This window comes from Microcoleus sp. T2B6, from assembly GCF_036700475.1.
Taxonomy (GTDB): domain Bacteria; phylum Cyanobacteriota; class Cyanobacteriia; order Cyanobacteriales; family Microcoleaceae; genus Microcoleus.
The window spans coordinates 77,251-101,135 of the sequence record NZ_JAUBOZ010000021.1 but is presented as its reverse complement, the minus strand read 5'-3'; the positions used below and the strand labels follow the sequence as shown (position 1 = coordinate 101,135).

At 47.4% G+C, this 23,885-nt stretch carries 25 protein-coding genes and 1 pseudogene; 14 read left to right on the top strand and 12 right to left on the bottom strand.

The window, feature by feature from the left end; translation table 11 throughout:
- Nucleotides 1–492: 492 nt before the first annotated feature.
- The 3 genes from QUA00_RS12390 (at nt 493) to QUA00_RS12380 (ending at nt 3,106) form a co-directional block, all read left to right on the top strand.
- Nucleotides 493–963 (top strand): LptA/OstA family protein, encoded by a 471-nt coding sequence (locus QUA00_RS12390; protein ID WP_333146005.1) that lies wholly within the window; start codon nt 493–495, stop codon nt 961–963.
- Between the two features lie 173 nt (nt 964–1,136).
- Nucleotides 1,137–1,865, top strand: coding sequence for an LPS export ABC transporter ATP-binding protein (lptB, locus tag QUA00_RS12385; RefSeq protein ID WP_333146003.1), 729 nt, complete (start codon nt 1,137–1,139; stop codon nt 1,863–1,865).
- Nucleotides 1,866–1,939: 74 nt separating this feature from the next.
- Nucleotides 1,940–3,106: an LptF/LptG family permease gene (locus tag QUA00_RS12380; RefSeq protein WP_333146001.1), complete on the top strand. Its 1,167-nt coding sequence runs from the start codon at nt 1,940–1,942 to the stop codon at nt 3,104–3,106.
- A gap of 72 nt (nt 3,107–3,178) precedes the next feature.
- Here QUA00_RS12380 and QUA00_RS12375 read toward each other — a convergent pair whose 3' ends face one another.
- Nucleotides 3,179–4,546 (bottom strand): hypothetical protein, encoded by a 1,368-nt coding sequence (locus QUA00_RS12375; RefSeq protein WP_333145998.1) that lies wholly within the window; start codon nt 4,544–4,546, stop codon nt 3,179–3,181.
- Nucleotides 4,547–4,635: 89 nt separating this feature from the next.
- On the opposite strand from QUA00_RS12375, the gene QUA00_RS12370 reads away from it, so the two are divergent.
- The 7 genes from QUA00_RS12370 to QUA00_RS12340 all read left to right on the top strand — a co-directional run bounded on the left by QUA00_RS12370 (nt 4,636) and on the right by QUA00_RS12340 (nt 9,417).
- On the top strand, nt 4,636–4,884 hold the full coding sequence (locus tag QUA00_RS12370; protein WP_333145996.1) for a hypothetical protein: 249 nt from the start codon (nt 4,636–4,638) through the stop codon (nt 4,882–4,884).
- A gap of 139 nt (nt 4,885–5,023) precedes the next feature.
- Entirely contained in the window at nt 5,024–5,743 is a 720-nt protein-coding gene (pgl, locus tag QUA00_RS12365; protein WP_333146035.1) for a 6-phosphogluconolactonase, read from the top strand.
- Between the two features lie 210 nt (nt 5,744–5,953).
- Nucleotides 5,954–6,745, top strand: a complete 792-nt coding sequence (locus QUA00_RS12360; protein ID WP_333145994.1) for an FHA domain-containing protein — start codon at nt 5,954–5,956, stop codon at nt 6,743–6,745.
- Between the two features lie 82 nt (nt 6,746–6,827).
- Nucleotides 6,828–7,319, top strand: coding sequence for an FHA domain-containing protein (locus tag QUA00_RS12355; RefSeq protein ID WP_333145991.1), 492 nt, complete (start codon nt 6,828–6,830; stop codon nt 7,317–7,319).
- 55 nt (nt 7,320–7,374) lie between these two features.
- On the top strand, nt 7,375–8,112 hold the full coding sequence (locus tag QUA00_RS12350; RefSeq protein ID WP_333145989.1) for a PRC-barrel domain-containing protein: 738 nt from the start codon (nt 7,375–7,377) through the stop codon (nt 8,110–8,112).
- Between the two features lie 286 nt (nt 8,113–8,398).
- On the top strand, nt 8,399–8,968 hold the full coding sequence (locus QUA00_RS12345; protein WP_333145986.1) for a hypothetical protein: 570 nt from the start codon (nt 8,399–8,401) through the stop codon (nt 8,966–8,968).
- Nucleotides 8,965–9,417 carry an FHA domain-containing protein gene (locus tag QUA00_RS12340; protein WP_333145983.1) on the top strand — a complete coding sequence of 151 codons (453 nt, stop codon included), beginning with the start codon at nt 8,965–8,967 and terminating at the stop codon, nt 9,415–9,417. The genes QUA00_RS12345 and QUA00_RS12340 overlap by 4 nt, the downstream gene beginning before the upstream one ends.
- A gap of 145 nt (nt 9,418–9,562) precedes the next feature.
- Here the strand turns inward: QUA00_RS12340 and QUA00_RS12335 are convergent, their stop codons facing one another.
- Nucleotides 9,563–10,141: a DUF1997 domain-containing protein gene (locus QUA00_RS12335; protein WP_333145980.1), complete on the bottom strand. Its 579-nt coding sequence runs from the start codon at nt 10,139–10,141 to the stop codon at nt 9,563–9,565.
- A gap of 208 nt (nt 10,142–10,349) precedes the next feature.
- Between QUA00_RS12335 and pheA the strand changes: the two genes are divergently transcribed.
- Together pheA and QUA00_RS12325 are read left to right on the top strand one after the other, a co-directional pair.
- Nucleotides 10,350–11,297: a prephenate dehydratase gene (gene pheA / locus QUA00_RS12330; protein ID WP_333145977.1), complete on the top strand. Its 948-nt coding sequence runs from the start codon at nt 10,350–10,352 to the stop codon at nt 11,295–11,297.
- 34 nt (nt 11,298–11,331) lie between these two features.
- Nucleotides 11,332–11,973, top strand: a complete 642-nt coding sequence (locus QUA00_RS12325) for a pentapeptide repeat-containing protein (protein ID WP_333145974.1) — start codon at nt 11,332–11,334, stop codon at nt 11,971–11,973.
- Between the two features lie 33 nt (nt 11,974–12,006).
- Here QUA00_RS12325 and QUA00_RS12320 read toward each other — a convergent pair whose 3' ends face one another.
- The 8 genes from QUA00_RS12320 to QUA00_RS12285 all read right to left on the bottom strand — a co-directional run bounded on the left by QUA00_RS12320 (nt 12,007) and on the right by QUA00_RS12285 (nt 20,012).
- Nucleotides 12,007–12,945 (bottom strand): PspA/IM30 family protein, encoded by a 939-nt coding sequence (locus QUA00_RS12320; protein WP_333409791.1) that lies wholly within the window; start codon nt 12,943–12,945, stop codon nt 12,007–12,009.
- A gap of 215 nt (nt 12,946–13,160) precedes the next feature.
- Nucleotides 13,161–13,802, bottom strand: coding sequence for an LON peptidase substrate-binding domain-containing protein (locus tag QUA00_RS12315; protein WP_333104131.1), 642 nt, complete (start codon nt 13,800–13,802; stop codon nt 13,161–13,163).
- A 694-nt stretch (nt 13,803–14,496) separates the two neighbouring features.
- On the bottom strand, nt 14,497–14,814 hold the full coding sequence (rpsJ, locus tag QUA00_RS12310; protein ID WP_006632193.1) for a 30S ribosomal protein S10: 318 nt from the start codon (nt 14,812–14,814) through the stop codon (nt 14,497–14,499).
- A 224-nt stretch (nt 14,815–15,038) separates the two neighbouring features.
- Nucleotides 15,039–16,268, bottom strand: a complete 1,230-nt coding sequence (gene tuf / locus QUA00_RS12305) for an elongation factor Tu (RefSeq protein WP_333147440.1) — start codon at nt 16,266–16,268, stop codon at nt 15,039–15,041.
- A 101-nt stretch (nt 16,269–16,369) separates the two neighbouring features.
- Nucleotides 16,370–18,442, bottom strand: coding sequence for an elongation factor G (gene fusA / locus QUA00_RS12300; RefSeq protein WP_333147442.1), 2,073 nt, complete (start codon nt 18,440–18,442; stop codon nt 16,370–16,372).
- Nucleotides 18,443–18,772: 330 nt separating this feature from the next.
- A complete protein-coding gene (gene rpsG, locus QUA00_RS12295) occupies nt 18,773–19,243 on the bottom strand; it encodes a 30S ribosomal protein S7 (protein WP_006632196.1) in 471 nt (156 codons plus the stop codon).
- 145 nt (nt 19,244–19,388) lie between these two features.
- Nucleotides 19,389–19,769 carry a 30S ribosomal protein S12 gene (gene rpsL / locus QUA00_RS12290; protein ID WP_006632197.1) on the bottom strand — a complete coding sequence of 127 codons (381 nt, stop codon included), beginning with the start codon at nt 19,767–19,769 and terminating at the stop codon, nt 19,389–19,391.
- A gap of 99 nt (nt 19,770–19,868) precedes the next feature.
- On the bottom strand, nt 19,869–20,012 hold the full coding sequence (locus tag QUA00_RS12285; protein ID WP_333147444.1) for a hypothetical protein: 144 nt from the start codon (nt 20,010–20,012) through the stop codon (nt 19,869–19,871).
- A 594-nt stretch (nt 20,013–20,606) separates the two neighbouring features.
- Here QUA00_RS12285 and QUA00_RS12280 point away from each other — a divergent pair.
- Entirely contained in the window at nt 20,607–20,810 is a 204-nt protein-coding gene (locus QUA00_RS12280; RefSeq protein ID WP_333109740.1) for a hypothetical protein, read from the top strand.
- 218 nt (nt 20,811–21,028) lie between these two features.
- Nucleotides 21,029–21,880 (top strand): Npun_R2479 family HD domain-containing metalloprotein, encoded by an 852-nt coding sequence (locus tag QUA00_RS12275; protein WP_333147448.1) that lies wholly within the window; start codon nt 21,029–21,031, stop codon nt 21,878–21,880.
- Between the two features lie 198 nt (nt 21,881–22,078).
- Here the strand turns inward: QUA00_RS12275 and QUA00_RS12270 are convergent, their stop codons facing one another.
- Both QUA00_RS12270 and QUA00_RS12265 read right to left on the bottom strand, forming a co-directional pair.
- Entirely contained in the window at nt 22,079–22,594 is a 516-nt protein-coding gene (locus QUA00_RS12270; protein WP_333409790.1) for a transcriptional repressor, read from the bottom strand.
- A 467-nt stretch (nt 22,595–23,061) separates the two neighbouring features.
- A pseudogene (locus tag QUA00_RS12265) lies at nt 23,062–23,543 on the bottom strand (hypothetical protein).
- Nucleotides 23,544–23,885 lie beyond the last annotated feature (342 nt).

Sequence of the window (23,885 nt, the reverse complement as noted above, 5' to 3'; positions counted from 1 at the left end):
AATTAATAATTAAATGGGGTCGCAAAATCAAAAATAAGGGTAATGATTGTATCACAGTTTAAATGTGCAACAGCTTAATAAATCAAAATTTGATTTATTTTGCCGAACTCACTGCGGACAGCTAATGCCTTAGTACCTAGAGAGGTTATCCGTAACTTCCCGATGCGAGCAACCGTCAAAAAACTTGCAAATCCAGCAAATCAGCCAAACACGTCGTGAAAATGCCTATTGTCTTGCTACGATAATTGGTTGACGCTCTCGGGCAGGTCGATCGACAAGTCCGAAAGTCTTTCCGACCGTTAAAATAACATATTTAACTGATAAGCTGTTGTGCATCTAATCTCCATCAAGAAAAGTGTCCCGGTTGCCGTGTCCGCCGTCCTTCACTCAGTCTCAACAGACAAGTTAAATGCTCCCGGTAGCTGATCTGTCAGTGTCAAAACTGGAGGTAATGCCCTTCAGCAATTTTATAAATTTTGAGGCTTGTAAGCTATGATGCCCTCCGCTAAACTACTCAATTCCCGAATATTCAAAGGATTATCGCTGCTGTTGCCCCTCACTCTGGCAGGCGCGATCGCCTCTCCCACCTATTCGCAAGCCAACGCGCCCCGCACCCTCAGCGTGCGATCGGACATTCAAGAAGCCGACTCCAAAACCGGCATCGTGACAGCCCGCGGCAACGTCCAAATCAACTATCCAGCCCGCCAAATACAAGCAACTGCGGCTCAAGCTCAATACTTCAGCCGTGAGCGCCGGATTATTCTCAGCGGAGATGTTTACGTCTTGCAGCAGGGCAACAGCCTGCGCGGCGAAACCATAACATACCTCATCGACGAAGGGCGGTTTATTGCCCTGCCAGACAACCCAGGACAGGTAGAATCTGTTTATCTGGTTGCCCCGGAACAAGATGCGGCAGCCCAAAATACATTGGGCTCCCCACGTCCAACTACAGCCCCCCGGTAACAGTGGCTTGCAGCAGCGAAATTTCGCCTCAGCCAAAACATACTACTTGGGATAGATGCGAAATTTCGTCTTTATAAAACTCACCAACTTGAAAAGGTAAAATTTAAATTAGAGACTCGATCGCACAATGCTGCAGTCTGAAATTGAGCTTGTAGAGGTTGCCGGGAGCGAAAATGAAAATTGTACTCGAAAATATTCACAAATCCTACGGAAAACGCAATGTAGTTAGTCGCGTCAACCTGTCGGTAGCCCAAGGAGAAATCGTAGGATTGCTCGGCCCCAACGGTGCCGGCAAAACCACCACATTTTACATAGCAACCGGATTAGAAAAACCAAATCAAGGCACCGTTTGGCTCAACGATTTAGACATCACTAAATTGGCGATGCACCAGCGAGCACATTTGGGAATTGGCTATCTCGCTCAAGAAGCAAGCATTTTCCGAAACATGAGCGTGCGCGACAACATTTTGTTAGTCCTAGAACAAACTCAAGTGCCGCGCTGGGAATGGCGCGAGCGAGTCGATTTCCTATTGCAAGAATTTCGCTTAGAAAAAATAGCATCCAGTTTGGGAATTCAAATATCGGGGGGAGAAAGGCGACGGACTGAACTAGCCAGAGCATTAGCCGCAGGGCGAGACGGGCCGATGTTCCTATTTTTAGACGAACCGTTTGCAGGCGTCGATCCGATCGCCGTAGACGAAATTCAAACCATTATTGCTAAACTGCGCGATCGCCAAATCGGCATCCTCATCACCGATCACAACGTCCGAGAAACCCTCGAAATTACCGATCGAGCCTACATCATGCGAGACGGCCAAATTTTAGCCTCCGGGGCTGAAGAAGAACTCTACAGCAACCCTTTAGTGCGACAGTATTACTTAGGTGACAACTTCGTGCGATAGTCTTTTGAAGGCATTCAGCAAACGGCAGAATTTTAGATTTTAGATTGAGGAGCAATCTGCGAGAAAGCGCCACTATGAAAATAGCAATATCCAATTCTTTGAATCCCATCAACTGGCTGCCGAGAATTTCAGTAATGGACTGGTACATTACCAAAGAACTAATCGGCCCATTTTTATTTGGCGTCGGACTCTTTACATCCGTCGCCGTCACAGTTGGAGCTTTATTTGAATTAGTCCGCAGAGTAGCAGAATCCGGCCTCCCCTACGGCGCAGCCATAGAAATTTTTCTCCTGCAAATTCCCTACTTCGTAGTATTGGCTTTCCCCATGTCAATGCTGCTAGCAACCTTAATGGCCTACAGCCGAATGTCCAGCGACAGCGAACTCATCGCCCTCCGCAGTTGCGGAGTTAGCGTTTACCGATTGATACTGCCTGCTGTGATAATGAGTTTAATTGTTGCAGGCTTCACCTTTGCTTTGCAAGAGTTAGTTGTACCCGCCGCCAGCTACAGAGCTACTGTGACTTTAGACAGAGCCCTGAAGCGAGAAAAACCGATATTTCAAGATAGAAATATTATCTACACAGAATTTCGCAAACCAGAAAAAGGCGGCGACGAAACCCTGGCCCGCTTTTTTTATGCAGAACAGTTTGACGGCCAGCGAATGAAAGGTTTAACAATTATCGATCGCTCCACCCCAGGCCTCAATCAAATCGTTTCTTCAGAATCAGCTACTTGGAATCCCTCAGAAAATACTTGGGATTTTTTCAACGGAACCGCTTATATCGTTGCTCCTGACGGGTCTTACCGCAATATAGTTAGGTTTCAACACCAGCAGTTGCAACTCCCCCGCACGCCCTTAGATTTAGCTGCTAGAGCGCGGGATTTCAAGGAAATGAACATTGCCCAAGCTTTAGAGCGTTTGGATATCATTAAAAACAGTGGCGACGAACCGCAAATTCGCAAATTAAAGGTGCGAATTCAAGAAAAATATGCTTTTCCTTTCGTGTGCATGGTATTTGGTATAGTGGGAGCCGCTTTGGGAACTCAACCGCGCCGCTCCGGTCGAGGAACGAGTTTTGGTATTAGCGTAGTTGTGATTTTTACTTACTATGTATTTTCTTTCATCACCAGTTCTATGGGCGTGAAAGCTGTTTTGACTCCGATTCTTTCGGCTTGGCTGCCGATCGTGTTTGGCTTGGGAATCGGGGGATTATTGTTGGTGCGGGCCGCTTCTCGGTAAGTTTTACCGATAACATTGGGAATTGGTAATTGGGAATTGGTAATATCGTTTTAGTGGCCGCACTTCCTTCATTTAAGGATTAGCAAAAGTATTGATTTCGCCACCCCCAATGTAGCGTCCCGGAGCCAGAGAGCGGGGTGTAGCAAAAGTTTGAGGTTGAATGGGCTGCACGCCCTGATTGGTGTTTTGGGGAACAACTCCAAAGTTAGGCTGCTGCGGCAAGTTAAGCTGACTCGGTGGAGGTGTTTGAAATTGAGAATTCGCTGAATTGGGAGAGAATTGAGGGCTAATTATCTTGCTGCCCCCAATCACATTCGGAAAGGGAGATTGACCGACATTTGGAAGTAAAGGTGTTGGCGAAGGTATGGCTACGGGAAGTGCCGCAGGTTGAACTTCAGGTGCGAAGCCGGAACCAGATAAATTAGTTTGGTAGGGATTTTTCGGCAAAGCCACCGGTGCAGCCGCTGCATTAATTTCGGGGAGGCTGGGTACTCTGGAATTTAACCCAGCAAATGATTCAGAGACTGTAGCTGTCGGTTTTAAGAATTCTTGAGATTCGTTGCTCACAGTATTTGTCGGAGCCACAAGTGGGGGAAGTGCTGTGGGAACATTCACAGGATTTGCTCCACCTTGAGCTGTAGCGGTCGTTGGGAGCAAATTTGTCGCATTTACAGCAGCCGGATCGGAAGCAGGTCGATCGAGCAATGTAGCCGAGTCTGCAGTTTTCTCACCTGAAGCCGCTGTTGCCGAAGTGTTAGCAACAACGTATTTTTTCATAGCTGCTTGCAGCGGACTCAAAGGCAGAGAATTTTCCTTTTGTTTATCTGAATTAGCATCACTCGACGCCTGCGATAAAGTTGCTTTCGCTGTACCTCCAGACTCAGGCTCGATCGTTTTTATCCCAGAAGTCAGTCTCCCACTGCCCGATAAACTCAACGCTGATGTTGCGTTTGAACTGGGCAAGCTGGAATTTTGGGGGTTATTGTTTCCGGCCTCGACAGCAGGATTTGCTAAATTTGGCAAGGGGGAAAATCCGCTGCTTCCTACCCGCTTGGGGGCTGAAGATGGCTCAGGAGTTTCTAACTCCCGATCTCGAAGTTCCTCGAATAAACCTTTGCTTTTTACTACTGATGAATTTAACAAGTTCAGTTCAGAAGCAGTAGAGCCATTAAACTGATTGACTAGCACTGGTGAGCTGTCGATTTCAGCAGCAATGGCGGTATCTTCAGCAGATAGTCCCGATAGCGAAACTGGATTGTTTGTGGCTGGTTCTTCTTCGCCATCTATGCTCAACCTTTCTGGATTTACCGAGACCTCCCAGATAAATAACCCCCCCGCACACAGCACGGCTAACGGAGCCCAAACCGCCGGTTGGGTCCAGTGGCGCAACCGCGCTATTAGATAGCGGACTGATGTAGGAAATCGCTTAAAAATTGACATAGTTTTGCTTCCTTCCGAGCGTGCGGATTTAAAACTATTTTTCCTAGTCTACCACATCAATCTTGATTATTTTTGCAAGGCCGGGGTAAGTGCGATCGGGAGCATCTCGGTTTGGCTTTTACTGTCGGTGTGCGATCGTCCGGCTCGCTATATTTATAGACTTTGCTGTGCGGGACGGCTCGGAGTCCCAAAAAACGCTTTTTACTTTCTGCCCAGATGCTCCGAGTACGATCGAACTTTTGATTGAAAGTTGCGAAAGCTCAATGCAACAGGTGAAAATCCATAAAGCACTGGTAGAAATATGTCTGCCTTTCCTCCAATCAATGGGCATAAGATGATAAAATTGTATGGGATGCTGTGCCATGCCTGCCGAGTCTGTCAGCAGAGCGACCTCAAACCAAAATGTCTAACCAAAATGTCAAGGTAAAATTGGCAATTGCCCAGAACAACACGAATAGGAAAGTTGAGAGTAAATTGATGAAAAAAATAGTAGAAGTATTAGCAAATCGGGAAGAATTAATAGATCGATCGCTCAGGATTGTCCTGTCAAAAATCTCAGAAGCCATAGCAGAACGCGGAGTTTGTACGATCGCCGCAGCGGGCGGAAGCACACCCGAACCGCTCTACAGAGCGATCGCAGCCCAAGACCTGCCGTGGGATAAAATTCACGTGTTCTGGGGCGACGAACGCTACGTTCCCTCAGAACACCCAGACAGCAATCAAAAAATGGCGAGCCTCGCGTGGCTCGATCGAGTGAATATCCCCGCCAGCAACATCCACCCCATGCCCACAGCCGCCGGCGACCCCGCAGCCGACGCTGCCGCGCACCAAACCGAATTGCAGCAGTTCTTCAAAGTATCCGACGGCGAGTTTCCTGCCTTCGACATCATTTTATTGGGCATAGGAGACGACGCCCACACAGCCTCTCTATTTCCCGGCACAGCAGCCTTGCAAGTCCGCGACGCCCTAGTAACTGTCGGCAACAAAGACGGTCAACCCCGCATTACCTTTACAGTCCCCTTAATCAACCGGGCCCGGTGCGTCATCTTCATGGTCGCAGGAGCCAGCAAACAACCCGCCCTTGCTCAAATTTTTGCCCCCGCAGCCGACGAAATGACTTATCCAGCCAGACTCGTTCAACCAGAGGGCGAACTTTGGTGGCTGCTCGATGCGGCTGCTGGCTCCTCCGTAAAATAGCCGACAGAGCCGCCAGCGTGCCAAAACAGTCAGCATTCATTATCACTAACTCAATCTTGCCCATCACAGCTAACGTCACAGCGTCAGCTCAGTTGCTAGTATGAGCGAAGCAATATAAGAATTGTGGCGGTTAAAGTTAAAATTTGACCATATACACGAGTATTTTTATGAGGCTGATTTAAAAATCTGGCCGATAGCAAGGAGAAATCGATGATTGTCTGTCCCAATTGCAATCACCAGAACCCCGACGGGGCCAGCCAGTGTGAGGCTTGCTACACGCCTTTACCTGTTACCGCAAGTTGCTCGAACTGCGGTGCAGCAGTTCAGACAGATGCAGCATTTTGCGGTCAGTGTGGCTTTAACTTGCGTCCGGGTTCCATAGTTCCAGAAGTTGAGGTGACAGTAACGTCCCCCTCGCCTGTAGGCCCCACAGTGGTATCGTCACCGGCGCCGGATTTAGTGCCACCCGAACCCCTGATGGCAATGGAACCTCTAGTTACCCTGAATAAGGGGCTCAACTTGGAAAAAACTACCGCCAGCATTCCGACTACTCCAGATCCCCCGCCTTCGCCCTCGGTTCCTGTTACAACTGAATCGGTGGCAACACCAGTAAATATCTCTCCTCCGGTTCCGGGCCCACAGCCAGCAGGTGTAGCTAAAACTCAACTGCAACAGCAGTCTGCCCGCCTGTTACACGTTCAGACAAATACGCCGATGGAATTGCCTCACAGTCTGTCTGTGGTTCACATAGGCAAGCCAAATGACTTAGTACCGCCGGATATTGATGTTTCGGGATTTGCTAATTCTGAGATAGTTTCTCGGGTACACGCAAATCTCCGGGTGGAGGGAGATGCTTGCTACCTAGAAGATGTAGGCAGTTCCAACGGCACTTACGTCAACAATACTCCGCTACCCAAGGGAAACCGCCACCGGTTGCGACCGGGAGACCGCATCTCTCTGGGCAAAGGAGACCTGGTTACGTTTTTATTTCAAATCTCTTAGAGCGAGTTTGGATTGGGCGATCGAAAGTCTAAAATCTAAAATCGCATCTTGAGGCGCTCTACCAAAACTCAATGCTGCCAATGTGATTAAGCTGACCTTGCTACATCCACTCCAGTCTATACCCGTCCGCAGTTGGATCTTTGAAGACGAGCAGGTCGTCCGGATCGGGCGCTCGACCGAAAACCACGTCGTTCTTTTTAGCGCTGTGGTTTCTCGTCGCCACATCGAATTGCGGCGCAGCGGCATAACTTGGGAACTGATCAATTTAGGTACCAACGGCACTTACCTCGATGGTAAGCCGATCGCTAAGGTTCCCATTGTGGACGGTCTGATCGTTCACTTGGCTCGCTCAGGGCCGAAAATTCAAATCAACGTAGGCCCGAATCAGTCCTCTGTCCAGTTAGGACAAATTACCGTCAAGCCCAGGGAGGCTAAGGAAATTCACGCTCCCTCGGGCGGCGTGCACATTAGCACGATTCCTGTTCCCGACCACAAAGAAGTTGGCACTTCCAGGGAAGAGGATGAGTTAACCGAGGCAGATCATACTCGCCATTATTCGGAAGAAGAATATTAAATCGGCTTCTTTGGACGATCGACATTTTTCAAAGGCGGCACTCAGGAGTTTATTTATGAGTACATCACCACAAATTGTTAGGCGCAGCGAACTGCTAAACCGCCGCACCATCGACCGCAGAACGGCGGAAGAGGTCGGCAGGGTAGATCGGGTTTGGCTAGACGCTCACTCCCAGCGGGCGATCGGCTTTACTTGCAAGTCGGGACTTTTGGGCAGTAAAAAAACTTGGTTCGCTTGGGCGCAAGTAGATACGGTGGGGGAAAATGTTTTTGTCACCATTAACCCGGAACTGCCGGAACTTCATCAGCCGGAACAAGCTGTTTGTCCGATCGGGCTTGAGGTACTCACGGACGCTGGGAATCGGGCAGGTGCAGTGGTTGACTACCTATTTGATGTCCGCACGGGTTCAGTCACCCATTACCTATTTAAATCGAGCGGGTGGCGCGGTGTTTTAGACGACATTTACTTGTTACCTGTGGCAGCTATTTCGACCATCGGCAGCAAGCGGGCGATCGTCTCTGAAGCTGCTGTATCGGAACCCGTGCAGTACGCGGAGGGACTGCACAAAAAAGTCGGTCTGGTAGCAGAGTTTTTACACGAAGATTTCGACAGAACTCTCAAAAATGTGGCAGGTGTGAAGCGAGGCGCTCAAAGTCTGGCGGAAAAATTCCAAGATAAAGCTCTAGAAGTCAGGGATGTAGCTCAAGAAAAAGTTGCAGAGTTGAAGCGGCAAAGGCAAGAATCTGTCCGACCAGAGCCGAAACCGGAGCCGCCTGAGTCAGATTTGAGCTGAAGTTTGGCCTTCCCCCTGGCCGGGGGACTAATTGCCGAGCGCATTTTGGGGCCGCGCGCGCGAGGAAGGTCGATCGGTATTTTCGCTATGAGAGAGTGATGCGTTGTCGCTCAAAATTCCAGTGCTGCTCAAAGCATTGTATTTTAAAGGTATCGCATCAATAAGGAAAATGTTAGCAACTCAAAATGACCTATGCTGTTTGATACAACTCACATCTTGCACCATTCTCCAGAACCGGCAAGATGCCTGTTCCACAAAGAGTGAATTTTCTTGTAGAACAGGCATCTTGCCTGTTCCTAAACAAGTAATTGAGAATGGTGCAACATCTCAGATACAATCAACAAGTATTTTATCTAGAGACCCCAGGATTAATAATTGGTTAACTTCTTTCTTTATAAACAGCAAGTCGTTGAGCAGTGACTGTGGCCCGATCGAGAACTCGAATCAGCGGTGCAACCATCGCGGGTATGAGTTAAATTCTCTGCTTCATCAGCGGGAAAAGGGTGATGAAGCCGATCGAATTGAGCGGCTCGCCCATCGGCAGAATCGCTCCCTCACAGACCAAATTAATCAAGCGGTTAAAACTGCTGTCCATCATTGGGAAGTTCACCCGATTAATAACATCGTGTTTGGTTGTTACCGAGTACCGCAAAAATTTGCGCCTGCGCCAAAAGCTAACCGTCAAAAGTTGCTTCACCCTCAAGCAGCCAAAAGTTCGACTTTTCCGGCAAATAGAGGGAATCATGGCGCACTGATGACGGCTTTAAAAATCCAAATTTTTGCAGTTTTCTCCCAAAAAATCTCTCTGGAAGTATCCCCGTTTCTGTCTGGCGGTGGAGTGTCAAAACATCAGTGATTACCTTAACTCTTTTACATCCTATCCAGTCTGTCCCAGTTCAAAGTTGGTGTTTTGAATCAGAACCGGTGGTTCGGATCGGTCGATCGAACGACAATGATGTAATTATTTACAGCGCTGTAGTTTCCCGCCACCACGTAGAACTGTGGAATCACGCTCATGGCTGGGAAATTATTAATTTTGGTGCTAATGGCACTTATGTAGATGATAGACCGATCGCTCAGGTGTCAGTTGTGGACGGGATGACAATTCGCTTGGGCAATTCCGGGCCAAAAATCAGGATTCGGGTGGCCGCAACGAATCAACCGGGCAAAATAATCAAGCCACCGCAGCGCGAACTCCGCCCAAAGGACGAAGTTTCAAAAGACAGGTCAACTCCTTTGCCGGGGGGCGTGGGAATAATCGAAGACGATGAACTTGGAGGGATCACTCAAATCGATCTTGACTGACCCGCAGCTATCTATCCCTGCTGGCTAGTTCCCACAAAGCGACCGATGCCCAATTCCAGGGTCTAACTAATAAATATTGTGGTAAGTGGTCTGATTTGTGGCTAAATATCCCTATACATTAATTAACAGCTTCTCTAGTAGGATTTCACCCTTCTAAAGATAAGATTGGGGGGATATCGATCGATCTTAGCTCACTTTCGCTGCTTGCCCAGCGGCGGTAATCTAAGAGCAACTGGTGCATCAACCGCTGTTTGACGCTCAGCAGTACGCTCTTGAGCAAAGCATTCCCCGTTGCTTCTAAAATGGGTTTGGGCGTCAGCCAAAACGGTGGCGGTAATTCTACTTGCACTTCCAAATCCGCTTTTCCCTTCAAGTATGCTACCCCGCTGCTTTGGTGTACACAAAGCTTTCCTTTGAGATTGAGAGCAAAGCGATCGTTGATATAACCCACGCCACGAATTTCGCAGGCGACGGACTCCAAATTGATGGTGCCATCCGACTGGGCCCACACCCTCATGTCTACTGTGGGTTGAATGCTCAGCATCATAAATTGTAACGGTCGCATTTTCAGGCGGAAACAGTCATCGTTTAGCTGTTCTGTGCGACTTTGATCGACAAGGGCATTCACCAGTCGCCTCGGCTGGCGCAGATAATGTTGAATGGGAACCCGTTCCTCTGGTACGGCGAGCTCAACGGATTGGGAAGCATTAAAGCGGGTATACATGAGAAAATATCAAAATATAGGATTCCTAAGCATATCTTAATAAACTATCACCTTTTTTAAGGTGACATAAGTTGCCCCCTAAGTCGCGTACCCAGCAATGTCATCCGAGAAATCACTGATAAAAGCTTTCGGGACATCGCTAATTTTTCATCATACTTCCTAGCTGATGAGAGTCAAGCAAACATTTGTAACCTAAAATTGCCTCTAAATGAAAATTTCGTTAGCGAAGCCCTCGAAGAGGATCGCACATCTCGGCCCTGTTGGTACAAATGCAGAAACAGCGGCTCTAGCTTATGTCAATTGGTTGAGCCTGAATACTAACTTGGAATGCACCCTGTGTCCTTATTCCACCATTTCTCAAGCGCTAGAGGCATCGGCCCTAGGGCAGGTTGACTATTCAGTGGTGCCCGTCGAAAATTCGATCGAAGGCAGCGTGACTGTCACCTTAGACACACTGTGGCGACTCGATCAACTCCGCATTCAACACGCCTTAGTTTTGCCAATTTCCCACGCGCTAGTGTCCAATGCTAAAAATTTTAACGAGATTCAAAAAGTTTACTCTCACCCGCAAGCGCTAGCTCAGTGTCAGGTATGGTTGGGGCAGTTTATTCCCTCAGCTCAATTAATTCCGGCCAATTCAACCACGGAAGCATTGCAATATCTGGAAGATACAAATGTAGCAGCGATATCTTCGCCAAGAGCGGCTGAACTTTACAATTTGCCAGTGTTAGCTCACCCCATTAATGATTATCCCGATAATTACACTCGATTTTGGGTACTCAGCAGGAGTTTTGGAGAAATCGCCAACGTAGAACCAGGGGATCACTCATCCCTTAAATCCCTTACCCAATCTGCTTCTAAGTTGATCCTCGATGCTTCACCGTCTAATTGCACCCATACCTCACTAGCTTTTAGCGTACCTGCCAATATGCCGGGAACACTGGTAAAACCTTTGCAAGTATTTGCCAGTCGCGGTATTAATTTAAGTCGGATTGAATCTAGACCGACTAAAAGATCCCTCGGAGAATATATTTTCTTTATGGACGTTGAGGCTAACGCCTGCCAAGCATTTGTTCGCTCGGCACTCGATGAATTAAAAAATCACACAGAAACTTTAAAAATATTTGGTTGCTACAATGTACTGTCAGTAGTATAATTTATTTTTAAGTAAAACTTAGGAGGCTGGCGAGATGAATGCGGATGAACTTCTCAAGCGATACGCAGCCGGAGAAAGAAATTTTCATGAAAGCAACTTGAAAGAGGCTTCTTTGCGAGAAGCTTTCCTAATTCATATTAATCTAGCCTGTGCGAATCTCAAGGAAATAAATTTTGCCCTGGCCAACTTAAGGGGGGCAAACTTAATAGGTGCCAAGCTCAAGAATGCCTGTCTGGTGATGACCAACCTAAATGGAGCTAACCTGAGCGGAGCCGATCTAACTTTCGCAAGATTAACAGGAGCTGACCTGATTGACGCAAACCTGAAAAAAGCCAACTTGAGCGACACCAAAATGATTGGTGTTAATTTGATCGGAGCAAACTTGGAAAACGCCAACTTGATGGAAGCAAACCTCCTAGATGCTTGCTTGGACAATACAAACCTTGAAAAAGCCAATCTAAGCGAGGCAAGACTGCGGGGAGCGAGCCTGAACAAAGCCGACTTGAGAAACGCTTTTTTGTGTGAAAGTAACCTTGAGGGCGCTGACTTGAGAGGAGCTGACTTGAGGGGTGCTAATTTGAGCGGGGCATTTTTGTGCGGCGCTAATCTCGAAGGAGCTAAGTTAGATGAGGCAATTTTAAGTGGGGCCATACATTTTTGCGTCAGACAAGTTTGAGTTCACGCAATATATAACCGGAGAATCCGACAACTAAGGACTAAAAAATATACTATTGACTTGGCTGAAAGTGAAGTCTATTTGCTGCTGTACCTTAGCAAAATGAAGCTGCATCTTGAGGATCTCTTTCTTGGAATTAGCTTGAGCAATCTTACTTTCCAAAGCCAGCAAGTTGCGGTTGAGATTTTCTACTCGCACAGTTTGGTAGTCTAAGTCAATTTTTAGTTCTGCCGCCTGATCGAATTGAACCTGCTGGCGAACCACGGCGAGGCGGACTGAATTTTCATCCTGTGTCTGAAGAGCTAGCAAAGCTCGCTGCTGCCACTGGTTGGCTTGAGATTCAGCTTGATTGTACAGCCACTGAATCCGCAGTTGGGCGGAAATCGCACTGCCAACAGCCTGACGCAGTTCTTTGAGAGGTTCCTGAATTTCTAAGATTAATAGTTCCCAAAGATTCATCAGTTCGCTGGTAAATTCTTCCCGTTCTACAGAGGCTACCAGTGCTTCTAATAGCAACAAATTTGGTTGCATTTGCTGCGTAATGGTCTCAAATATTAACTGTGCTTCGGACATTTGCCGATCGTAATTTTTTTCTGAGACTGCACCGGATGAGTGCTTTAATATTTTTTCCGTGCTGTCTAACTCAGCTTCTGAATCTGAACTTGAAGCTACAAAGGCCTGTAATTTTTCGCGGGCGATCGAATTCAGCCTTTGTCGAAGCAAATCGCAGGCCGCCCGCTGCACTGGCCCTGTTTCGCTTTGACAAATCTGGATGACTATTTTTAAGCCAGCATCGCCGTAATTCAATGTCTCTCTCAGGGCGGCAATTCGATGTTCGTTGATAGAACTAGACAGCCGATGTTTAACTCCTGCTAGTCCGCCGAGCACTACACCGCCCACAGGAGGTGGCAGTTGACCGCCTCTAACTGCATCGTATGGTTTCGGTTGGTCGTGATTGTCTAACACAAGCATCTAATTTAGAAACGGGCAAGATGCCCGTTCCACAGAATAATTTATTTTTGTGGAACGGGCATCTTGCCCGTTGCTATATATTTGTGTAAAAGGTCTATTAATTCTCAATTATTTAATCTCCAATGCGAAAATCGAAAATCGAAAATGGTATGACTCTGTGTGATTCTTGCTTCCATGCAGGCAAAACCGATCGTACTTTTTGCCTGCCCCATTGGCTACTTGAGGGTATCTTTAAGTACAGTCCTCGCTGCCAAGTGATTGCGAGTAGAAGTCAAAATTTCGGTTTCGCGTTCCAATCTCGCAGCAGTATCTTGCAATTCTAAAAGAGTTTGCTGTTCTGTCGCTGCGCCGTAAAGGTAGCTCGCTACCCAATAGGACAATTCGGTGGGCAAACTGGGAATGTCTTCGGGCAGGTCGATCGGCTGATCCATCAATTTGCTGGAGAGGCGAACTACATCTCTCAGCAGTTGTTCGACATCTTTTCCCAAAGGTCTGAGGTCTTTTTGCGGCGGTTCATCTTCCATCCATTCTACTAGACCGACTAAATAGGGTTTTTCCCGAACTGCGTCGAGCACTCGGAACCGCTGCTGTCCGAGGGTCATAATTTTCATGCGATCGTCGGGGAGGCGCTGACAGTGAATCACTTCGGCGCAACAGCCAACGGCAGAGACTTTGTTTTGGTTGGGGTCCCACATGAGTACACCGAAACGCCGATCGCCCTCCAGAATCGTATTCATCATGATTCGATAGCGAAACTCGAAGATTTGCAGCGGCAGCGGTCTACCTGGAAATAGAACCACTTCCGGCAACGGAAATAAGGGGAGTTCGCGAACTGCTACAGAGGAAGAGGATGCCATTGTCGCTCAAAGGTGACGGTACTTGCGCTTATTTTTCTTACTTTAACTGATTAAAGGCAATTCCGGGGCAGGAGCGATCGGGCTTTTTCGCTCGCAACGGGAGCGACGGCTGGCTATCTCCAGCGCTGAGAGCTTGACAAAGGCGTTATTTCGTCAAAATGTTAAATATACCTTTTTGCTAAACTCAGTGCTCCCGAAGGCGATGATAGCGACTGCTAAAGGAGCGTTTTTGTAGTGATCGCGCCTTAATTAAAAATAATTATTTAAGTTCGGGCTGGAGCAGAAATTATTGCTGATTATTAACTAATAACTAATACCTAATAAGCTGTTCTGCATTTAAATTGTATGTCAAAAAAAATTAAAGTATTGTGGGGAGTAGGGGTTGGGCGTCCCGCCCGCCCTGAATATACAATTTAAATGCGCGACAGCTTATAGCAATCGCCAAGACGGTTAGGACGTTGTTAATGGCTGAAACGATTGATTTTATTGCTTCTTCCTTCTTCCTTCTTCCGACTTCCATCGAACTGACATCCGTTACATCCGTTACATCCGTCGAGCGAATCGGTTGCCGAACTTACTTCTTCCTTCTTCCTTCTTCCTTCTTCTATAACTAATGACTAGGGAATTTTCAACAAAAAGAAGGAACAATTTATTTAATGTTTGTTCCTTCTTTCTGCGTTTGAGATAGGTCAATCTACAGCTTGACTTCGATATCTACGCCGGCTGGCAAATCCAGTTTCATCAAAGCGTCAATTGTTTTGGCCGATGGCTGGTGAATGTCGATAATCCGGCGGTGCGTGCGGGTTTCAAAGTGTTCGCGAGAATCTTTGTCTACGTGGGGCGATCGCAGCAAGCAGTAAATCCGCCGTTTTGTCGGTAGGGGAATCGGGCCGATCGCTGTGGCTGCTGTCCGATTTGCTGTATCTACAATCTTTTCGCAGGATGCGTCTAGAATTCGGCGATCGAAAGCTTTGAGGCGAATGCGAATTTTTTGCTGTTGAATTGTTGCCATTTTTGTTTCTTGAATTTTCGAGGTTCAGTTTATTTTTAGTCATTAGTCATTAGTCATTAGTCATCAGTCATCAGTCATTTGTTATTTGTTATTTGTTATTAAACCTTTAACCCATAACTACTAACAACTGGCCACTAACCTATAACTACTCACTACTCACTAAATAGCAGAAAAGCCTATTGACATTTGGTGGCTTTTCTGCTATTTAAGCTGTTATCGGAGTCCTACTTGAGGATTTTGGAAACAACGCCGGCGCCGACGGTGCGGCCACCTTCGCGGATAGCGAAGCGCATTCCTTGTTCGATCGCGATCGGGTGAATCAACTCAACAGTCATTTTGATCCGGTCACCGGGCATCACCATTTCTGCTTCACTACCGTCATCAGCGGTGAACTGGTTGATCGTGCCGGTCACGTCAGTGGTACGAACGTAGAATTGAGGGCGATATCCAGAGAAAAATGGCGTGTGCCGGCCACCTTCTTCCTTCTTCAGGATGTACACTTCAGATTCAAACTGAGTATGAGGACTGATGGATTTGGGCTTGGCAATTACCATGCCTCTTTCAATATCCGCCTTTAAAATCCCCCGCAGCAGTAGACCCACGTTGTCGCCTGCCAAGCCTTCATCCAACGACTTGGTGAACATTTCCACACCAGTCACCGTAGTGCTGCGAGTGTCCTTAATGCCAACCACTTCTACTGTTTCGCCGACTTTGATTGTGCCGCGCTCAATCCGACCAGTAGCAACAGTACCCCGACCAGTAATCGAGAATACGTCTTCAACTGCCATCAAGAAAGGCTTGTCAACTTCGCGTTCTGGTGTGGGGATGTAAGAATCTACTTCTTCCATCAGCTTGTAGATTTTGTCAACCCACTCATTTTCGCCCTTGACAGTCTTGGGATTAGCAAGCATCGCTTCGAGAGCTTTCAATCCCGAACCTGTGACGATGGGGATGTCATCACCAGGAAAATCGTAAGAACTCAAAAGTTCGCGAACTTCCAGTTCTACCAATTCCAACAGTTCAGCATCATCCACCATGTCTTCTTTGTTCAAGAAGACAACCAGGCTGGGAACGCCAACTTGCTTAGCTAGCAGGATGTGTTCGCGAGTTTGAGGCATGGGGCCGTCTGCCGCTGACACTACTAGGATGCCGCCGTCCATTTGAGCAGCACCGGTGATCATGTTTTTCACATAGTCAGCGTGTCCGGGGCAATCTACGTGGGCATAGTGCCGACCTGTGGTTTCGTATTCCACGTGGGCAGTATTAATCGTAATACCCCGTGCTTTTTCTTCAGGCGCAGCGTCGATGTCGGCGTAGTTCTTAGCCTTTGCTTGACCTAGTGCAGAGAGAGTCATCGTAATCGCGGCGGTCAAAGTTGTTTTGCCGTGGTCAACGTGACCGATCGTGCCGATGTTTACGTGGGGTTTATTCCGTTCAAATTTTGCGCGTGCCATTCTTGATCTGTTCCTTGTTTCTTTTAGCGATTTTAGACTTGAGATTTTAGATTCTAGACTTTGGATTCAATCCAAAATCCAAAATCTAAAATCCAAAATCATTAGTTCCCTTTGTTCTTAGCGATAATGGCTTCAGCCACGTTTCGCGGCACTTCTTCGTAATGGCTGAATTCCATTGTGAAGATGCCTCGACCTTGGGTTTTCGAGCGGATGTCGGTGGCGTAACCAAACATTTCTGCTAGTGGAACTTTTACAGAAACTTTGGCTATCCCCTGATCCGTCTCTTGACCTTCGATCTGACCCCGACGCGAGTTGAGGTCTCCGATGACGTTCCCGATGTAATCTTCGGGAACTTCAACCTCTACTTTCATCATAGGCTCTAGCAGCACTGGCGACGCCTTCATCACGGCTTCTTTGATCGCCATTGAACCGGCGATCTTAAATGCCATTTCTGAGGAGTCTACGTCGTGGAAAGACCCGTCTACCATAGTAGCTTTGAGGTCAATCACGGGATATCCTGCTACAATACCTGATTCGCACGCTTCTTTCATCCCTTGTTCTGCAGGGCCGATGTACTCTTTGGGTACAGTGCCACCAACAATTTTGGAGACAAATTCAAAGCCGCTTCCGACTTCGGTGGGTTCTAGTTCGATCACGACGTGACCGTACTGACCTTTACCACCGCTTTGGCGGATAAATTTACCTTCGGCGCGGACGGCTTTGCGAATGGTTTCGCGGTAGGCTACTTGTGGCTGACCCACGTTCGCTTCTACTTTGAATTCCCGCAGCATCCTGTCAACCAGGATTTCCAGGTGCAGTTCGCCCATACCGGCGATGACTGTCTGGTTGGTTTCTGGGTCAACGTTGACTCGGAAGGTGGGGTCTTCTTCCGAGAGCGACTGGAGGGCTTTGGAGAGCTTCTCCATATCTTGTTTGGTTTTGGGTTCGACAGCCACCGAGATGACTGGCTCTGGAATAAACAGAGATTCCAGAATCACTGGCGCTCCTTCTTCGCAGAGGGTGTCGCCGGTGAAGGTGTCTTTCAAACCCAAGGCTGCTCCCAAGTCTCCGGCTCGGAGTTCCTCAACTTCTATCCGATCGTCCGCTTTGAGTACAATTAGGCGAGAAACCCGCTCTTTTTTGTCTTTGGTGGAGTTCTGGACGTAGGTGCCTTTTTTGAGGATACCGGAGTAGACGCGAACAAAGGTCAGGCGACCGTAGGGGTCTGCCATGATTTTGAAGGCCAGGGCTGACAGCGGGGCGTTGTCGTCGGCAAACCGCTCGGCTGTGTCGCCGTTGGGCAGGAGTCCTTGAATTGGAGGAACTTCCAAGGGCGACGGCAGATAGTCGATGACTGCATCCAATAACAACTGAACGCCTTTGTTTTTGAATGCCGAACCGCACAACATGGGGACGATCGTACCTTCGACAGTGCCGTGACGCAGGGCCAAGCGGATTTCGTCTTCCGTTAACTCTTCGCCTTCAAGGTATTTCTCGGTGAGGGCGTCGTTGGTTTCTGCTACCGACTCGATCAGCTTGGTGCGGTATTCTACGGCTAGATCCTTTACTTCATCGGGGATTTCTACTTCCGCGATGTCAGTTCCCGTGTCGTTGTTGTAGATATAGGCTTTCATTTGCACTAAGTCTACAATTCCCCGGAAGTTTTCTTCACTGCCGATCGGGATTTGGATGGGTACGGCGTTCGCTCTCATTCGATCGCGAATTTGGCCGTAGACTTTGTAGAAGTTTGCCCCCATCCGATCCATTTTGTTGACGAACACGATCCTCGGTACTTTGTACCTATCGGCTTGTCGCCAAACTGTTTCGGATTGCGGCTGCACTCCCCCTACCGAGCAGAACACTGCGATCACTCCGTCGAGCACTCGCATCGAGCGTTCGACTTCGATCGTGAAGTCTACGTGTCCGGGAGTGTCGATGATGTTGATTTTGTAATCTTTCCAACTGGTGGTGATAGCAGCGGCAGTAATCGTAATTCCCCGCTCCCGCTCTTGCTCCATCCAGTCAGTGACTGCTGTTCCCTCGTGCACTTCACCCATTTTGTGAACCATGCCTGAATAGAACAGAATTCTTTCAGTTGTTGTTGTTTTGCCCGCGTCTATGTGGGCTGCGATGCCGATGTTGCGAGTTTTTTCTAGCGGGACGGTACGTGCCACAGCTACCTCCTTAATCTTGTGTTGCTGTTATAATACTATTATACTACACAGTAACCCTATTTTGCACTCCCCAGCGACTTACAAAAGTCTCAGGAGCTTATTGTTACATTTTAATATTTTTTGCAAGATTTGTTTACAAAAATATTAAGGATGCGACATGGAGGATTCAGAGAGTGCGTGAATTTTGAGTGCGTGAATTTTGAGTTTGCTTCACGAATCGCAACTGCGCCAAGAGAAGCAATCTCAACACTCAAAACTTACACTTTCCAATTTCTCACCCGATGCTTTTATACCGAACGATCGCGCTCTTCTCCATGCCCGTTGTTGCAGTTAGTAGCGGTAGTGAGCAAAAGCCTTGTTAGCTTCAGCCATACGGTGAGTTTCTTCGCGCTTGCGAATAGCACTCCCTGTTTCGTTAGCTGCATCCATCAGTTCGTTGGCTAGCTTGGCGGCCATTGAGCGGCCGGTGCGGGCGCGGGCAAATCTGATCAGCCAGCGGAGGGCGAGGGTGGTACCGCGATCGGAACGCACTTCCATCGGCACTTGGTAGGTGGCGCCACCTACCCGGCGGGCTTTGACTTCGACCAGGGGTGTTGCGTTTTTGACTGCTTTTTCAAACAAGTCTAACGGTTCAGCCCCTGTGCGTTCTTGGATTGTTTTGAGGGCGTCGTAGACGATGCTGGAGGCAACGGATTTTTTGCCGTGCTGCATGATCCGTCTCACCATCATGCTTACCAACCGGCTGTTGTAGGTTGGATCTGGTGGAACTGGACGTTTTTGAATAACTGTGCGGCGAGACATAGTTCTATTTGGGATTTTTGATTTTGAATGATTGAGTTTGGGGTTTTGGGATCACATCTCGATTTATGACGATCGAGCGTGCAATTGATCGGCGCGATCGGATTTATTTTTGCTTCCCAACCCCGACGAGCGGGCGAGTTCCGTGTTATTTTTTCTCTTTAGGACGCTTGGCCCCGTATTTGGAACGACCCTGCTTGCGGTCTTTCACCCCAGCGGTGTCTAATGTACCCCGAATGATGTGGTATCTAACTCCGGGCAGATCTTTTACCCGACCGCCCCGGATCATTACTACCGAGTGTTCTTGCAAGTTGTGACCGATCCCTGGGATGTAGGCGGTGACTTCAAAACCAGATGTCAGCCGCACCCGAGCCACCTTCCGCAGCGCCGAGTTGGGTTTTTTCGGGGTGGTCGTGTACACTCTGGTGCAAACTCCGCGGCGCTGCGGACAACTCTTGAGAGCTGGCGATTTGGTTTTTTTCTGCGTTTGTTCCCGTGCTGAACGGATGAGTTGCTGAATAGTGGGCATGAGTTACGGCATTTCTAGCTTTTTGCTGAATATAGTGATTTGGCTGTATCCGCACTGAAAGTCCCTTCCCCTCTGGGGGGACGGGATGAATGAAAATAATTATGGGTAAGTGAGGATACCAGACTCTGTATTGTACACGACGCGAGTTTCTTTGGCAAGAAATTTGCGCGATCCGCGATCGAACTTCCTTCCTTGCTGCAAGTTGTCCGGGGGCGAGCGCAACGGGAGAATGGTATGTGACATCCTATAATTTAGGCGCAACTATGATGATTTTCACAGCCGTCACCAAAATTTATGACGATCGCCATATCGCGCTTTTTCGATCGAATTACCATTGTGAGGAGAGGCGCCTTAACTGCTACACAAAACTTGGCTAAACTTATTTAATTCTTACCATTCAATCAGGATTGCTCCTGAAGGGTCTGCTTCCTGTTTCACATAAGGGAGTCGGCTCGCAACTTGTCCACAGGCGTTAATTCGGGTGGAGCATCGCCCTAATTGAGTTAATTTTAGTTGAAGCTTTTAGCCATGAGTGATCCACTATTTTCAACCAATTTAACGAAACGCGGACTCCCGTTCGACCTTTTTACAGGCTGGTCAGTTTTGACATGCGCTGTGGTTTACAAACCAGATGCTTAAGCCTTTTTTAGGCATTGGTGTAATCATACCGCCCACAATGTTAATCAGTCAAGTTAAGTATGACTAAGTTTAGTAAAGTTTTTGGCGAGTTAGTCCAACTCCAGCCTGCGATCGCATCACCGTCTATAGCCGATCTACATCACATAAAGTTATCTAAAATTGCCGGACAATAAGAAATATACATTGAGTTGACGGCAGATGACAACCAAAGCTTATATTCCTGAATATAAAATTTCCGAACTTTACTTGAACATTTGGAAATCCGGTAAGATCGATCGGACTGTGTTCCAGCAAATTCAATACGCAATTAATTCTCACAGTTTAAAAAGTTCAGACGATCGAAAAATTGTCAGCAGGCTGCTGTATGCAGTACGGCGGGGATGGGTGTCAGTGACGGACTGAGTTGCTTGGGAGTTTTGAGTCAGGGCGCGAGATTGCTTCGTGACTCCCCGGGCGTAGCTGCGTCACTGAGTTGTGAGATTGCCACCCATTTGCCGCCCACAGAGCACAACGCACGCGGGGTGCAGGAGTTGTGAACTAAAATCTCATCCATAAAATTAGAGGACTCCCCCATAGATGCACCGCTCTTAAAAGGAAATATTAAGGTAAAAGGACACGGTATGTTTAATTCTACAGAACTGCTGATCGAGGCTTTCATCCAACAACTTCAGAACGGGTACAGCCGCACTTACGGAGGCTACAAATCAGACTATGCTGACATTATTGCCTGGGTGGGCGCAATGGCGTTAGAAAACATCGCTAACAGCGACGCTCTTTATCACAATGTAGAACACGCCATTTGCATTAGCTTAGTCGGTCAAGAAATCTTGCGGGGAAAACACATTCGCCAGGGCGGAGTTTCCTGCGAAGATTGGCTGCACTTCATCATTTCTTTGCTGTGCCAAGACATCGGATATGTCAAAGGAGTTTGCCGGCAAGACCAAGAATCAGAAGGATTGTATGCTACGGGAAAAGATGGCATGAGAATTGCACTTGCTCCCGGTGCAACAGCCGCTAGCTTAGCTCCTTACCGAGTTGACAGAGCTAAATTGTTCATTGACGAGCGCTTCGGCAACCACAAGCTAATTAATGCTGAGATAATTAAGCAGAACATAGAACAGACTCGTTTCTCGGTTTTTGACGGCAACACTGACGAGGAGGCAGTTAATTACTCTAGTTTAGTTCGCGGTGCTGACTTGATAGGTCAGCTCAGCAACCCGCAATATTTGCAGAAAATTGGCGCGCTGTTTTACGAGTTGGAAGAAAGCGGTGCTACTAAACTTTTGGGCTATCGACATCCGGGCGACTTGCTGCAAAGCTACTCTAAGTTTTACTGGAGCGGCATTTATCCTCACATCAGTGAATCTCTCGGTTACTTGCAGTTGACTCAGGAAGGCAAACAGATTGTTGCTAGTTTGTACGCTAACATATTTCGGATGGAACACCAACGTTGCGATTCTGAGGTTGCTTGATTGCAAAAGTGCAGTCAGTTGTCAGTTGTCAGTTGTCAGTTGTCATTGGTTATTTCTCATTGGTTATTTCTCATTGGTTATTTGTCAGTTGTCATTGGTTATTTGTAGGTGCTAATAACTAACAGCTCATAACGAATAAAAAAGCACAAATTACGAATTACCACCAATTACCAATTACCCCAGTATATTTCATTCAACTCAACTAATTTCCTCATCAATTGCTGAATGATATCGGGGACACAACCAATTGCTGGGTACCAAAGAAGGCCATCCCTCCCGTAGCGCTTCCAAACAAACAGCTCGCACAGTTAATTGACAGTCAAGCAGTTCTACCCCAGCTTTTTCAACTTGCTTTTTGCCAATTCTTAAAATAGATTCATCGCTAAATTCAAAGGTTTTGTGACACTGAATGCAAACCAGATGGTGGTGGTGGTGCAATTCGGGAAAATTCAGTTCGTAATGTTTGTGTCCTTCTGCTAATTCTAGTTCACGCAAAATTCCTATCCTTGCTAATAAATGCAGCGTTCGGTAGACAGTAGACAAGCCAATTCGTTCTCCTTTATTCTGCAATGTCTTGTATAATTCTTCCGCACTTAAATGATTGCCTTGCGGTAGATTTTGAAAGACACTCAAAATAGTTTCTCGCTGGGGAGTCAGGCGGCAGCCTCTCTGGTTTAGTTCGACTTTGAGTGAGTTAGCACTGTATAAATTCATGTCGGCAAAAATAAAAAGTTGAACGAGGATGGTAATGGATTATCTGTTATTTATTCGCGCTCTTTTTGAAATTCTCCTAAAGTATATTTTCCGTGAGAATCCATATAACTCTAGACTCCCCCTTTAGTCCAGGGTAATCTGCTAGTCACCTATCCCCCTTACTAAAAGTGGAAGTGAAAAAGTGGTTTTCGGTATTTGTGCGTAATTTTTGTGAAGTTTATAGCAATTTTGCTGATAAGCATTGGCAAAACCAGTTTTAGGTTCAAAGTCAGTGCAACCATCGCATCTTTAGTACAAGCAACGCACGGGCGCACTGTAAATGTGTGGCGGTAGTCCTTAGTAAAAAAATCCCCATAACAAGGAATTGGATACAAGCGCTTGATTTGATGCGCTCCTTGCGGCAATGTTACGGACAGACTCCACAAAAATAATCAAAGTGGCGATACATAAATATTAGAAAAAAACAGTCATAAACCACCTAAATACATAGCTTTGGCCACCAACAAGAAGGTAGCGACACCCAGCAAAACTAGGCGGATGCCCAAGATGGTGGTCATTTTGTCTGCGTCTTTCCATGTGTAGCCAAAGAAAAAAGTTCTTGCTTCGAGGGTGGCTGGCCCTTTGAGGGAGTAAAAGATGCCGCCGAAGCCGAGAAAGAGGTGAATCGCCCTAAGGGCGAAGTACGGATAGTATCGACAATTTTGCCTCCCGCACCCCCGCCCAAGCCGAGTCTGGCTAGGTTTGGCAATAGGATTAAGCCTTGTTCGTACATGGGTAATTCGGGGTTTAAGCGGGAAAGCTTTAATAGGGTAGAGACTCCCGCCCAGAAGACGATGAGGCCGGCATGGGCGACGTGGGTACCTAGCAAACGGCCCGAAAGGTTGATTAAGCGGGCTTTGCCGACCCACCAGGGAAATGATTTTCCTTCGGCTGGGAAGGATTTTGCCATGCTGCTCACGGCGATTTACCTCTTGAGAAAGATGTCAGTGGAGTTTTAAGCGATCGCAGGTTATTGATATAGATAATCAACAATTTTAGTAGTTTCGTCAAGGGGTATTTGAGAAAAATTTTCACTGATTGGAGTTCAGGTATGTAAATCTGTAGGAAAAAAAATCGTTATATCACGATGATGAGTGTTTTTGGCGCTTGATCGGAATTGGGCTTCTCGTTAGCGAAAATAGCAGCTAAAGGAATACCTCTAAATTTATTGATAAATAATATTATTAAGGAGTATTAGGGCTAGAGTTAATGGCTACTGGTTGACCGAAGAACGAGCCCGCCGGGCCCCTGG